This window comes from Psychrobium sp. 1_MG-2023 (genome assembly GCF_030689115.1).
Lineage (GTDB): Bacteria > Pseudomonadota > Gammaproteobacteria > Enterobacterales > Psychrobiaceae > Psychrobium.
The window spans coordinates 1-14,068 of record NZ_JAUYVJ010000025.1; the positions used below are offsets into that span (position 1 = coordinate 1).

Below are 14,068 nucleotides of genomic sequence, written 5' to 3' on the forward strand. Positions count from 1 at the left end.
TGTTAGCTAAAGGCTCTTTGTTGACTGAGGGCTCTTTGTTGGCTGAGGGCTCTTTGTTAGCTAAAGGCTCTTTGTTGGCTGAGGACTCTTTGTTTGCTGAAGGCTCTTTGTTGGCTGAGGGCTCTTTGTTTGCTGAGGGCTCTTTATTAGCTGAAGGCTCTTTGATTGCTGAGGACTCTTTATTAGCTGAGGGCTCTTTATTAGCTAAAGGCTCTTTGATTGCTGAGGGCTCTTTTGCAGTGGTGGGGTGCTTTTGAGGGGCTATCTGCTCTTGTCCTTGCGCTTGAGAAGAAAGAGCTGCTTCGTTGTTGTTTGGCGCGAGTGATTTTAATGTGCTAATAATTTGCTCGTTGGTTAGCGCTTTAAACTCTTTTGTTTGTGTTTTTAACTGACTAACTATAGCTGGTTGTGCTTGCTGATTACGCAGCCACATTTTGTTTCTTGGCAATTCCATGTTGAGCGTTGGAGGTTGACTTTGTTTTACCGAGTCAGCTACTGCACTCTTATCTATACCAGAAAGGGATGTTTGCTCGATGATTAACTTTTGTGTGTCTTTGACTTGAACAATCGGAAGTGATGAAGCGTCTATCGATTTATGTTGTTGCTGTATCTGACTTAATGGCAGTGTAAGTTGAATCGATGGTCGAGATTCTGTCAATTTTGAAAACTGTAAAGATAGTACTGAGGTCTTGTCAGAGGGTTGTATTTTATCTGTTACTAAACTTACTTGATAAGTTTGATTGAGCTTTATTTGGTGTAAATCTTGAGATGTTTTTCTATCCTGAGCATTGGTTATAGGCGCTTTGATTGATAATGAATCAGATAGGGCTAGCTTCAGCTGCTGTTGTGGCAGGCGTCTCGCCTGACCGAGTTGTATGGGTTGGTTGTTGTCGATATATTTAGCTTGTAATTGTGGCTCTTGAGGTAGCTTTTTATGATGGATCAATTGATTAATTAGCTCATGGCTGACAGGGACTTGGCTTGTGACAGTTTTTATCGGCTGCTGACTAATTGATACTAATAGTTGATGCTTATCCTGATGCAAAGTGATGGTGATTTTGTCCCCTGCATTAAGCTGTTTTAATTGAGCGCTTATGTCTGTAGGTAATGTTTCGGGGATCGCGATGGTCAACGGTGCTTGATTAGGTAGGCTAAGAGTAATTGTTTTGTTATCAATCGCTAATATTTTTGATTGCACTTTTGTTGCGTTAGCGACTAACTGCTCAGCAGTATTCGTTGAGGTTACATTGACCTTAACTGGAGGTTGATTAATAGTGGATGAAAGTTCAGTCATAACACCTTCGTGAATCAATTGTTAGGTAATAAAATGATGGAACCTGAAGCGTTTTCCTAGTCATTATTACAACTTCAGAATAGCGACTAACGAGACCAATAGCAAAATTGCTAATATTTTCCATATAAAACATCGGTTAGTGTATCAATAAATTCCAACAGAGGGTGATTAGTTTAGCACTTTTGATATACTGCAGGTCGCTACAAACTTTCGAGAATATTTAATGAACACAACACCTAAGGTTAAATTGATTAAGTCATCGATGGCTAAAGTTGCTTTGGCGCTTGGCTTAAGCTTGTCAATGAGTCATGCTTTCGCACAAGAAACTACAGAGCCTGTAGCCGAAAACGAACAAGCTGATATAGTTTTAATTGACGCTGAGCGTAGCGATCCTTTTGAAGGGTTTAACCGCGCGATGTGGGATTTTAACCGTAATGTCTTGGATTTGTATTTATTCAAGCCAGCAGCTGTGGCGTATCGTGATTATCTACCTGTTCCTGTTCAGACTAGTGTTTACAGTTTTGCGGTAAACCTCGAAGAACCTTCATCAACCGTTAATAATATGCTGCAAGGTAATGTTGAAGATTCAAGTAACGCATTTGCGCGCTTTCTAATTAACTCAACTGCAGGCTTATTCGGCTTGTTTGATGTGGCCTCTAAAATTGGTTTAGAAAGAAAATCTGATGAATTTGGTGAAGTTTTAGCAGTTAATGGGGTAAGTTCTGGCCCTTACTTAATGTTACCTGCGTTAGGCCCGACAACCATTAGAAATGAAGTGGGTGATGTGGTTGATAACTTATACTTTCCCGCAACAGAAATCTCGTTTTGGCCAAGTATTACTGTTCGCCTGTTAAAAGGCTTACATACGCGAGCGCAATTACTTGATCAAGAAGGGCTACTTAATAATTCGCTTGATCAATACGAGTTTGTGAAAGAAGCTTACTTTCAACAAAGCTTGTTTGATATCTACGACGGCAACGTTCCCGTGGTTGAAGATACTTCACTAGATGACTTTGATGATGATTTTGATGAGCTAGATTAATTAGTCAATGATCGTTAATCGCCCCGTCAAATTATTTGACGGGGCGATAAAAAAACTTCTTACCCTCTTCGTCATAAGCGTCATGCTGGCGTGTACCAAGTCCATTTCTTGCCTTAAACAACAAAGTTCTGAATAAAATATGTTCAGGATACTTTCGTTCTTCCGAAAAACTTGTAGTCGTTGAGTAAATAGCTTTGAGGCAACTTATTCCGTCATGTCGACGTTGTGAGAGTCGATAACCTTATCATGCTAACTTCATTAATAACTTGAACTTTTGTCACTACCTAGACGAAAAAAACCTACATTATTGACTCTCGAAGCAGAATAATCACAGGTGTTAATAAACGCCTTGCTGACATTAGGGGGGCACTTAGGCTCTTTGAAACGTAGAACCCGTGCGTTACACCATTTATCCTCGATACTAGATCAGCCACTTAATTAACGAAATTGATATAGAGATATCCCTTAGAGCTTTGTGGACAAAAAAAGGCAGTGCTGAATTACCAGCACTGCCTTTTAAATTTTAATTAACTAGAGCAAACTAGCTTATTAAAATGAAAGAACTCTTAGCTATGGTTTGAAATAGACGCTTCTTCTTCTATCTTCTGATCCATAGTTTGTGGTTTGTTATCTTCTGCACCATGCATCCAATCTACAAGTTTGTCGCTTAGTAGCCATAAACAGATACCAGCAATAAAGGCCATGATAGCAACGCCACCAAAGGTTGCTAATGGACCTGCGCCACCAACTTGTTGGCCAATTAATGCGGCAAGCTTATTACCGAAGCCAGCGAAGAAGAACCACATGCCCATTAATAATGACGCATATTTTAGTGGCGCAAGTTTAGAAACCATTGATAAACCAATTGGCGATAAACATAGCTCACCCATTGTATGGAATACATAAGCCATAACTAACCACATGATGTGCGCTTTAATATTGGTATCATCGCCAATTTGTAATGCTGCACCAACCATAGAAGCGAAACCAAGACCTAAGAAGAACATACCTAAGGCAAACTTCTTCGGTGAGTTAGGCTCTGCTTCACCCATTTTTAACCAAGTTGCCGCAAAAATTGGCGCCATGATGATTATAAATAGTGGGTTTACGGTTTGTAACCATGATGCAGGCATTTCCCAGCCAAAGATCACAAGGTCAGTATTATGCTTAGCGAATAGGTTCATTGAACCTGCTGCTTGTTCGAAACCAGCCCAGAAAATAACGGTGAAAAAGCTCATGATTAGAATAACTTTAACACGGTCACGCTCTTCTGTCGTTAATGGCGCGTTAGATGCTGCTACATCACCAGATGATTGTTTAGCTGATGGCTCAATACCGATATCACCCAGGTAACGTTTAGATGTTGCCAGCTGTAAGATAACACCCAGTAACATACCAACACCGGCTGTTAAGAAACCATATTGATAATCAATCTTCTCACCGATAGTACCAACAACCATATAACCTAAGATTGAACCTAAGTTAATACCCATATAGAAGATGGTGAATGCAGCGTCACGACGGTTATCGCCATCTTCATAGAGATCACCAACCATTGTTGAGATGTTTGGCTTGAAGAAACCATTACCTAGGATTAATAAACCTAAACCAACCCAGAAGAAGATAGGTTCCATTCCCTCAATGTACTCGTGTGGAGTACCTAGAGCGAATTGGCCTAACATCATTAGTACACCACCAACGATGATAGATTTACGTTGGCCCCACACATTATCAGCCATCCAACCACCGATAACCGGTGTTAGGTAAACTAACATCGCGTAAGTACCTAATATACTGATTGCGTTTGATTGTAACGCTTTTTGGTATTCATCCGCCGCGTTAGCCGCTGCACCGTCAATACCAAAATACGCCATATCCCAACCCATTACGCCAGCAGTAGCGATAGTTGAGAGATAAAATACGAAAATACCACGCATACCGTAGTAACTCATACGCTCCCACATTTCAGTTCCGAATAATAGGAACAGGCCTTTAGGATGGCCAAAAATTTCACCCGCAGGGGGTCTTAAAGCACTCATTAATTAATCACCTAATGTTGTTTTATAAGTATTGTAATCGTTATTTTTTAAATCCAGGGGGGTGTATATACCAGTTTATCGACCTCAATAGCAAACTTTTGTCTAATAAAAGTTCTATATGTTTGTAAAGTGAAAGCGCAGCTTGCTTAAATTCGAAGTAAGTTTTCATAAAAACAATCAATCTTTGACTATGATTAAAAAATGAAACGGTTATCTAAACCAAGAAGCTAAGGAAGTGATGTGAAGATACTTACGGTGTTTGGTACTAGACCTGAAGCAATTAAAATGGCCCCTTTATCGAAACTGTTGGAGGGGCATTCGATGGTTGAACATAGGCTCTGTGTGACGGCGCAGCACCGTCAGATGCTTGATCAAGTGTTGAGCTTATTTGAACTTACCCCCGCTTACGATTTGAATATTATGAAGCAGGGTCAAACGCTCACGGGAATTAGCAGCTTAATATTAGAGGGGCTAAGTGAAGTATTTACAGAGTTTAAACCAGATATCGTATTAGTGCACGGCGATACCACAACCACCTTCATCGCATCATTGGCCGCCTATTACCATCAAATACCTATTGGGCATGTTGAAGCTGGGCTTAGAACGGGAGATTTACACTCCCCTTGGCCCGAGGAAGGCAACCGCTGTTTAACTGGAGCTATTGCGAAGTATCACTTTTGTCCAACGAGTCAAGCGAAACAGAACCTACTAGTAGAAGGGCATGATGAGCAGACACTATTTGTGACCGGAAACACGGTCATCGACGCTTTACTTCAGGTGGTGGACTCTCTTTCTGCTAATGGTCAACTAGAGAAACAGTTTGATTTTTTGGATATCGATAAAAAACTAATCTTAGTGACGGGGCATCGTCGTGAAAGTTTTGGAGATGGGTTTGAGCGGATCTGTGAAGCTTTACGAGATATCGCTACAACGCATCATGATTGTGAAATTCTTTACCCTGTTCATTTAAACCCTCAAGTCAGGGAGCCTGTAAATCGGCTGCTTAGTGATATTGAGAATATTCATTTAATTGAGCCGCAGGATTACCTCCCTTTTGTGTATCTAATGAACAGAAGCTACTTAATTCTCACTGATTCAGGTGGCATACAAGAAGAAGCGCCATCATTGGGTAAGCCTGTATTAGTGATGAGAGATACTACTGAGAGGCCTGAGGCGGTTGAGGCCGGAACAGTGCAACTTGTTGGTACCTCGAAAGAGGCGATTAAAGACAAGGTAAGCGAGCTTTTAACTAACGAAGGTACTTACCAACGAATGAGTGTGGCCCATAACCCTTACGGTGATGGACTTGCATGTCAACGCATCGTCGAAATATTGTTAGAGCAGGGAATAAAAGATGAACGTTAAAAATATTTGCGTGATCGGCTTAGGTTACATTGGATTACCGACGGCGGCTATTTTCGCTTCAAGAAAAATCCAAGTTTATGGAGTTGATGTTAATGAAGAAGCAGTTAATACGATAAACCAGGGTAAAATCCACATCATCGAACCGGAGCTTGATGCAATTGTCTTTAAAGCAGTGCAACAAGGATACCTTCACGCTTCAACAGAAGCACAAGCCGCCGATGCTTTTCTAATTGCTGTGCCAACACCCTTTAAAGAGTCTGATGATCCTGACTCAATCCCTGAGCCTGATTTACACTTTATTCACCAAGCTGCTGAGACCATTGCACCTGTATTAGATAAAGGGAATTTAGTGATCTTAGAGTCAACATCTCCAGTAGGAACAACAGAGCTATTAGCGCAGTGGCTCAAAGAGATGCGGCCCGATTTATCATTTCCTCAAGATGGTGCAGATGAAATAGATATCAACGTAGCACATTGCCCAGAGAGAGTTTTACCGGGTAAGGTGGTTCGTGAATTGGTGCATAATGATCGGTTGATTGGCGGAATAACACCTGAATGTTCTGAAAAAAGTGTTGAACTGTATAAAATATTTGTCGATGGTGAGTGCATTGTCACTAATGCGCGAACAGCCGAAATGGCTAAACTGACCGAGAATGCATCGAGGGACGTTAGTATAGCTTTTGCAAATGAACTATCGATTATTTGTGAACAGCTTGATATTAATGTGTGGGAATTAATACGCTTGGCTAACCGCCACCCCCGAGTGAACATTTTGCAACCGGGCCCCGGCGTTGGAGGGCACTGTATTGCCGTTGATCCGTGGTTTATTGTTTCAAAATGTCCTGAGCAAGCAAAAATGATCAGCTTAGCGCGTGGAATTAATAATAGTAAGCCTGATTGGGTCATTGGACAATATTTAAAAGCGGTTGATACACTGCTGTCAAATGAGCCTAGTAAAACCGTTAAAGACTTGTGTGTTGCGTGCTTAGGCATAGCCTTTAAAGCGGACATTGACGACTTGCGCGAAAGCCCTGCGCTTGATATTACCAATAAGATAGCTGAAATGCATGAAGGGCAGTTACTCGTGGTCGAGCCTAATATTTCCACCTTGCCATCTCCGCTAAATGAAAAGGCAAAGTTGAGTACATTAAATGATGCAATGATTGAAGCTGATATTGTTGTATTGTTGGTAGATCATAAAGCCTTTAAACGATTTGATATTAAAAAGGTCAATATTCCACAAATAATTGACTCACGAGGGTTATGGAGTGAGTAAATAAACAGCTAAATGTAATCTTTTGTGACTAAGACTAAGATGAAAAGGATGTTTCGTTGAAGTCGTGCAGTGATAGGTGATAGAATCCTCCGCGTTATTGTAGGTTGAGGTATTGTCATGTCACAAGATAAGACAAAATGGTTTTTGCTTTTTTGTAAACCCAAAGAAGAAGAACGGAGTTTAATCAACCTGACTAATCAGGGAATTGAGTCTTTTTATCCGACAAGGAAAGTTGAGAAAGTCCGCAAGGGCAAACGCAGTGTTCTTTCTGAACCACTGTTTCCAAACTACCTGTTTGTAAAATTAAATCCTGAAACTGATAATTTTAATGCCATTCGTTCGACACGTGGGGTAGCTAATTTTGTGCGTTTTGGTGCAAATTATGCGACTGTTCCAACGGCATTAGTTCATCAGATAAAAGAAACAGTCGCCGGTGTTACTGACATTGCGGTTGATGATAATATTGCTCAGCCAGGAGATGCGGTTGTATTAAACAACGGTGTGTATCAAGGGCTTGAGGCTGTATTTAAAAATAAAGTGGGTTTAGAACGTTCTATCTTATTGATTAAGATGTTAGAGCAGCAAGCTACTTTAGAAGTGTGTAATACCGAGTTCTCATTAAAGAAGTAATTGGGTCCTTAAGAAAATTTAGTTTATTTGGCCAATGGGGAGCAATACCCTAGGGCGGAAGCGTGCTTGAAGCTGTATTTGGAGAGATAAAAGTTGCCTAGTTTGATCACAAAAATAAAAACGATTGCCGTAGGTTGCATTGTAACTTCCCTGTTGACTGGGAGTATTGTTGATGCCAACGCCATCACACCAACCCCAGCAATGCTGGAGCAGTTTAAGAAAATGCCAAAGGCTGAACAGCAGCGTTTGATGAAGCAATATGGTCTTTCTCCTGAAATGCTTAAGAATACACCGGGGGGGCAAGTTGAGTTTGAAACCCCTGAAGTTGTAAAACCCAAGCGGATAGAGCGTAAAGAAGATAGTTTTGAACTAGAAGAAGAGCCTATTCCATATAGCGAAGAAGAATTAAAGCCGTTTGGCTATGATTTATTTGCTGGAGAACCAACAACTTTTGCTCCAGTTAGTGATGTGCCTGTCCCGAGTGAGTATCAGATGGGACCTGGGGACCAAGTCGTTATCCAGTTATATGGCAAAGAAAATAGCCAACATGATTTAACTGTCTCTCGCAGTGGTAACTTGCAGATACCAAATCTAGGCCCTGTTAACGTCATTGGCTTGTCTTTTACTGAGATGAAAAACAAGTTGGCGAATTTAATAGAACAACAATACATTGGTGTTCAAAGTAGTATCAGTTTAGGGGGGTTACGCTCAATTCGTATCTTTGTTGCTGGTGATGCCTACAAACCTGGGTCGTATACAGTGAGCTCATTGTCAACGATAACTCAGGCATTGTTTGTTGCTGGCGGAATTAATGATATTGGTTCACTTCGTAACATTCAGTTAAAACGTCGTGGTCAATTAATTACCACCTTTGATTTGTACGATCTATTGATGAAAGGTGATGCGTCAAATGATAGCCGCCTTCAATCTGGTGATGTGGTATTTATTCCGCCAGTCGGTGCAACCGTTAGTATTAAAGGTCAGGTACGTCGCCCTGCGATTTATGAACTTAAAGGCGGCGAAACCATGGCTCAATTAATTCGCCTAGCTGCGGGTTTAAAGCCTAACGCTTACCCTGCCGCGAGTATTGTTGAACGCTTTGACCGTTCGCAATTACCGACCTTAGTTAATGTTGACTTAACGACTAAACAAGGCAAAGCTGCAATAGCGAAAAGCGGTGATGTTCTAACGGTTCAATCGACAGCTCAACGTATCTATCAGCAAGTAGCTATTCTAGGTGCTGTTAATCGACCAGGTTTGTACCAATGGTACAAAGGTATCCGTATCAATGATTTATTAAAGAGCACTTGGCGTGACCTGACCAATTCAGCAGATTTGGATTACGCATTGGTTGTGCGTGAAATAAATAGTCAAGGGGATATTAGGGTTATTCAAGTTAACATCGGACAGGCGATGTCTAACACCAAAAGCGCGAGTAACATTAAGTTACAGCCACGCGATACATTACTAATATTTAATGATCAACCTATGAGTTTAGAACGTGAACAACTTGATTTACTCATTAAACAACGTATCGAAGAGTTTACCCTTAAAAGTTTTGAGTTAGAAGAAACCCCTGCCACTGCAACATTATTTAACGCTGGTTTTGAGTTTTTAACATCGGATAAAAAGGCAACTGAAACTAAGTTGTTTGATGAAATCGGACATCAAGAATTAAGTTTAGCTGCTACAGAGATAGAGCAATTACTATTTAAATTGTTTAATGAAAAACAAAAGCTAGCTATTAGCCGTTCATTAACACGACAAGAGCTTCTTTACCCAATTAATCAGAAGCTTAAAAGTCAAGGTGATCACTTATCGACAGTGAAGTTAGTATCCATCAGTGGTGAAGTGAAGTTTCCTGGTGATTATCCATTAGGTGAAAATTATAACATTGCCCAACTAATCGACGCTGCTGGGGGGTTAAAAGAAAGCGCCTTCATGAAACGTGCCGAGTTAACTCGCACCAACGTTAACAATGCGGATAGTTCTATAGTTTCTCACCTTGATGTAAACCTCACCGAGCAAGCTCAACTGGCTTCAATAACATTACAAAGTAAAGATCATCTGCAAGTACTTAGCGTGCCAGATTGGCAAAAAGATATGCAGGTAACCCTTGCTGGCGAAGTTAAATTCCCTGGTGTTTACAGTATTAAAAACGGTGAAACCATGATGTCGGTGATTAACCGTGCTGGTGGCTTTACAGAGAATGCATTTATTGAAGGTGCAGTATTTACACGTGAATCTGTTCGCGAGCAAGAACGCCAGCAAATTATCAAGATGGCCGATCAAATTAGACGCGATATTGCTACTCGTGGTTTATCACAAGAAGGTAACTTTATTAGCTTTGATGATGCTTCTAAGATGCTAATCGAGCTGGAAAACCTTGAGTCAATAGGTCGTATGGTGATTGACTTGCCACAGCTGCAGGCCAATTATACTGCTAAAAACTTAGAGCAGGGGTTACGCCTTGACGATGGTGATTCACTTCATGTGCCATCATTAAAGCAAATTGTGACTGTGGTTGGGGAAGTTCACCATGCATCAAGTCATTTCTTTAAAGAGGAACTTGGCGTAGAGGAATATTTGACTCTAGCAGGTGGCGTAAAGCAACGCGCTGACGATGGTCGAATTTACGTCATTCGTGCTGATGGATCAGTATTTGTTCCAGAATCTTCATTTTGGTTTGATAACCAAAATCAGTTAAACAGAGGTGATACAATTGTTGTGCCGCTTGATACAGAGTATAAGGATAACTTAACGCTGTGGACTCAGGTTACGGGGATTATTTATAACTCAGCTGTCGCGCTAGCTGCGATTAAGGGGCTTTAGGGATGAGTGACCAGCGCAATACCGACCCCAAAAAACAATACGACTCACCTCATCAATTGGATAAGCTAGTTTCAGTTAACTCTCAATATGAACTGGCTTGTAATGATGAAGTAGATTTAAAGGAGTTATGGAAAGCTTTTTGGAGCGGGAAGTGGGTGATCGCATTAATAACATCTGTATTTATTTTAGTATCTGTTATTTATTCATTATCGCTCCCTAATTACTATCGCACTGAAATACTTTTGGCGCCATCTTCTGATGAAAGTAGTGGAGGAGCTGGAGTTGCATCTCAACTAGGGGGGCTTGCAAGTCTAGCAGGTTTAAATGTAAGTAGTGGCGGGATCGATAAAACCTCTTTAAGCATTGAGATTATTAAATCAAAAAAGTTTATTGGTAACTTTATTAAAAAGTATGAACTATTGGCTCCTTTAATGGCGATAGAGAAATGGGATCATATTAACAATCAGCTCTTATACGATGAAAGCTTATATAACAGTAAAACAAGTGAGTGGCTTACATCTGAATCAGGGGAAACACTAGAGCCAACTAAACAACAAGCATATTGGAAGTTTATAGAGCTATTAGATATCAATGACGATATTGGGAATTCATTAATAATAATATCTATGACACATCAGTCGCCTCATGTAGCAAAACAATGGTTAGATTGGTTAATAAAAGATATTAATGAACAGATGAAGCAGAGAGAGCTCTTTGAAGCAGAGAAAAGCATAAAGTACCTGACTAAACAATTAGAAGTAACCAAAGTTAAAGAGTTAAGAGCAGCACTCTATCGAATAATTGAAGAACAGACTAAAACCATCATGTTTGCACAGGTTAGGCACGAGTACATATTTAAAACCATCGACCCAGCTATAATTCCGGAGGTGAAATCTGGACCTAAGAGAGCTTTGATTTGCATATTGGGAGCATTTTTAGGTGTTTTAGTTGCAACCATAGTTGTTTTTGTTCGATACTTTTCGAAAAATAAGGAATAGTTGAGTGGATTTATTCATGGAAAACATTTTTCCACTTATCTGTGTTTTTCTTATTACTTTTTTCAGTATATTCTTTGGTAAACCAGTCGCTATAAAACTTGGGCTGGTGGATGTACCTTGTGAACGAAAAAAACACTTTGGTTCCATACCGCTGGTTGGTGGAATTTCTATTTTTATCGGGGTTTTTTTGGGAATGGCATTATTCACCTCGTATATACCAAATATGAATTTATATTTGATAGCGGCTGCGTTCATTGTACTAATCGGGGTACTTGATGATTTTTATGATCTACCTGTTAAGCCACGAATAGCAGCACAAATATTAGTTGCGAGTATTATGATATTTGGAGCTGAACTGCAACTAGATAACCTTGGGAATGCTTTCGGGTTTGGTGATGTTAAACTAAGTGGCCTCGGTGTGTTTATCACTATTATTGCTGTTTTAGGGGCTATAAATGCGTTTAACATGGTCGATGGTATAGATGGCCTCGTAGGTATGTTGTCAATAGTTACTTTCAGTGCATTAGCTTTTTTATTGAATACAACTAGTAGTGACTGGCTCTTATTGCCGTTATTTTTTATTGTATCGACACTTTCATTTTTAGTGTTTAATTTACAGTGGCCAAGTTCAAGATATAAAAAAGTCTTTATGGGTGATGCAGGGAGCATGTTAATCGGCTTTTCTGTTGTGTGGTTACTTGTTGTTGGTTCTCAATCTGAAACGCAAGCGTTTAGGCCTGTAACTGCTTTATGGCTTGTTGCAGTACCCTTGATGGATATGGCTGCCATAATGGTACGAAGAGTACGCAAAGGGCAGTCTCCTTTTAACCCAGATCGAGATCACTTACACCATATATTTTTGAGGGCAGGCTTTTCATCGTCTCAGACATTGATTGTGATAAGCTTTATTTCAATTTTATTCACGGTTTTAGGTATAGGTCTAGAGACCTTTAGCTGCCCTGAGTGGCTATCGCTTTTACTGTTTTTATTAGTGTTTACAGTTTATTCTTATGCTATTAACCATATTTGGCGACTATTAAAGCTATTTAGAAAGTTAGTGAAATAAAAATGTTTAACATTATTGATCTCTTCGCTTTATCAGAAAATAAGAAATACTCACTTTTCTACTTCTCACAAAATAAACAATGGAGTTGCCTTAAGGTATGAAAGCTGACTCGCTCATGAAAGTCGCTTCGTGGTATACAATCTCAAGAATATTAGTTCTTACGCTGAGCTTTATATCTATCCCAATATTCACTCACTTGTTGTCCCCTAACGAATTTGGTGAGTTTGCTATTTATACAATGTGGATTGCGATGCTTACGCCATTCGTTGGTTTAGGTTTGCACATGAGTATCGGGCGGGCAAAAGTTGAGTTTAAGGAGCGTTATAAGCAATATGTGTCCAGTATCGTATTTTTATTACTAATACTTTTGATTATAGCTCTGGTTACTCTTTCTACCTTTGAGTCATTTTTTGTTGGTGTTATCAATTATCCATCTCACTGGCTGTATCTGATCATAGTTCAAACGTTTATGTCTCTTTTTATAAATACTGTTTTTTGTATGTTTCAGTTCAATGGCATGTATAAACAACTTGCTATTGTAACTTTCTTACAAATGTTGGTATCCCTTCTTTTATCAATATACTTTGTGAACTTTTTCTTTGAAGAAAACAAAGCTGAAGGGCGTATATTTGGTGTCTTTTTTATTGACCTTATTCTCGGTTGCGCGTTATGTATTTATGCTTTTGTATATGGGCGCTGCTATGTAAATATGAAATTCTGGGCATTTGGTATTAAGTACTCAACACCATTTATACTGGGCAGCTTGAGTTACATAATTAATGGACAGTTCGATCGATTATTGATCAATGAATATTTGGGAGCAGCAGAGGCTGGAATTTATAGTTTTTCATACTCAATCGGCATGTTACTTCTCACATTAGCAATTGCAGTAAAGCAGGCTTTAAACCCTTGGGTTTATGAACAGCTAGATAATGGCCAAAAAACACCAGTAAAAGTTGTCTATAAGCATTACATTATCGTATTTAGCTTATTAGCCGTTATTATGTTACATGCGACCCCTGAGTTGATAACCTTGTTGTCAAAAGAATCGTATTGGGATGGGCTATCAATTCTACCTTGGATAGTTTTAGCTGCATACATTCAAGTGTTAATACTTAATGAATCTGAAACACAGATGTTTTTGAAAAAAACACTGGTGAATTCAAGTGTCGTTGTGGTTGGAGCAATACTTAATATTGTCTTAAATTATATGTTTATTCCTAAATATGGCTCAATGGGGGCTGTTGTGACAACTGTTGTTACTTATGCCTTTATGTTGGTATTGCTATTATTGATAAATATAAATGTCCTTCACTTTAAATTAGTGAGTAATAGGGTGTATCTAATGTCATTGATTTATATTCTAGCGTCGACAACTATTTTCTTCTTGGTAAAAGATTCTTTAGTAATGAGGTTTGTTCTAATCATTTTTAATCTTTCCCTTCTATTTCTTTATTATATGAAAAAGAAAAAAACGTCACAGAAAGCTCTTTGCTAAAGAATGTTTTTATAAAGTACTAAGCAAT

Annotated in this window: 9 protein-coding genes and 1 pseudogene; 8 read left to right on the plus strand and 2 right to left on the minus strand. The window is 39.4% G+C overall.

The window, feature by feature from the left end; all coding sequences use genetic code 11:
* Positions 1-1,294: pseudogene (locus Q8W26_RS13025) on the minus strand (hypothetical protein); the annotation flags it as partial.
* A 223-nt stretch (positions 1,295-1,517) separates the two neighbouring features.
* Between Q8W26_RS13025 and Q8W26_RS13030 the strand changes: the two are divergent.
* Positions 1,518-2,336: a VacJ family lipoprotein gene (locus tag Q8W26_RS13030; RefSeq protein WP_101214981.1), complete on the plus strand. Its 819-nt coding sequence runs from the start codon at positions 1,518-1,520 to the stop codon at positions 2,334-2,336.
* A gap of 566 nt (positions 2,337-2,902) precedes the next feature.
* On the opposite strand, the gene Q8W26_RS13035 is transcribed toward Q8W26_RS13030, so the two are convergent.
* Positions 2,903-4,375, minus strand: a complete 1,473-nt coding sequence (locus Q8W26_RS13035) for a peptide MFS transporter (protein ID WP_101214982.1) — start codon at positions 4,373-4,375, stop codon at positions 2,903-2,905.
* A gap of 240 nt (positions 4,376-4,615) precedes the next feature.
* Here Q8W26_RS13035 and wecB point away from each other — a divergent pair, with 240 nt between their 5' ends.
* From wecB to Q8W26_RS13070, 7 genes are all read left to right on the plus strand, one after another.
* Positions 4,616-5,740, plus strand: a complete 1,125-nt coding sequence (gene wecB, locus Q8W26_RS13040) for a non-hydrolyzing UDP-N-acetylglucosamine 2-epimerase (RefSeq protein ID WP_101214983.1) — start codon at positions 4,616-4,618, stop codon at positions 5,738-5,740.
* Positions 5,730-7,016, plus strand: coding sequence for a UDP-N-acetyl-D-mannosamine dehydrogenase (gene wecC, locus Q8W26_RS13045; RefSeq protein WP_101214984.1), 1,287 nt, complete (start codon positions 5,730-5,732; stop codon positions 7,014-7,016). Before wecB ends, wecC begins: the two co-directional genes overlap by 11 nt.
* Positions 7,017-7,133: 117 nt before the next feature.
* Positions 7,134-7,646 carry a transcription/translation regulatory transformer protein RfaH gene (rfaH, locus tag Q8W26_RS13050; protein WP_101214985.1) on the plus strand — a complete coding sequence of 171 codons (513 nt, stop codon included), beginning with the start codon at positions 7,134-7,136 and terminating at the stop codon, positions 7,644-7,646.
* A 93-nt stretch (positions 7,647-7,739) separates the two neighbouring features.
* Positions 7,740-10,478, plus strand: coding sequence for an SLBB domain-containing protein (locus tag Q8W26_RS13055; RefSeq protein WP_305473614.1), 2,739 nt, complete (start codon positions 7,740-7,742; stop codon positions 10,476-10,478).
* Positions 10,479-10,480: 2 nt separating this feature from the next.
* Positions 10,481-11,476 (plus strand): Wzz/FepE/Etk N-terminal domain-containing protein, encoded by a 996-nt coding sequence (locus Q8W26_RS13060; RefSeq protein ID WP_101214986.1) that lies wholly within the window; start codon positions 10,481-10,483, stop codon positions 11,474-11,476.
* Positions 11,477-11,492: 16 nt separating this feature from the next.
* The gene (gene wecA / locus Q8W26_RS13065; RefSeq protein ID WP_101215037.1) at positions 11,493-12,542 is read left to right on the plus strand and encodes a UDP-N-acetylglucosamine--undecaprenyl-phosphate N-acetylglucosaminephosphotransferase; all 1,050 of its coding nucleotides are present in this window, start codon (positions 11,493-11,495) and stop codon (positions 12,540-12,542) included.
* Between the two features lie 97 nt (positions 12,543-12,639).
* Positions 12,640-14,040 carry an oligosaccharide flippase family protein gene (locus tag Q8W26_RS13070; RefSeq protein WP_101214987.1) on the plus strand — a complete coding sequence of 467 codons (1,401 nt, stop codon included), beginning with the start codon at positions 12,640-12,642 and terminating at the stop codon, positions 14,038-14,040.
* Positions 14,041-14,068 lie beyond the last annotated feature (28 nt).

Bases quoted from the DNA above. Each gene is read 5' to 3' on its own strand.
- rfaH (WP_101214985.1), top strand. From the start codon at position 7,134: ATGTCACAAGATAAGACAAAATGGTTTTTGCTTTTTTGTAAACCCAAA.
- wecA (WP_101215037.1), top strand. From the start codon at position 11,493: ATGGAAAACATTTTTCCACTTATCTGTGTTTTTCTTATTACTTTTTTC.
- Q8W26_RS13035 (WP_101214982.1), bottom strand. From the start codon at position 4,375: ATGAGTGCTTTAAGACCCCCTGCGGGTGAAATTTTTGGCCATCCTAAA.
- wecC (WP_101214984.1), top strand. From the start codon at position 5,730: ATGAACGTTAAAAATATTTGCGTGATCGGCTTAGGTTACATTGGATTA.
- Q8W26_RS13070 (WP_101214987.1), top strand. From the start codon at position 12,640: ATGAAAGCTGACTCGCTCATGAAAGTCGCTTCGTGGTATACAATCTCA.
- Q8W26_RS13060 (WP_101214986.1), top strand. From the start codon at position 10,481: ATGAGTGACCAGCGCAATACCGACCCCAAAAAACAATACGACTCACCT.
- Q8W26_RS13030 (WP_101214981.1), top strand. From the start codon at position 1,518: ATGAACACAACACCTAAGGTTAAATTGATTAAGTCATCGATGGCTAAA.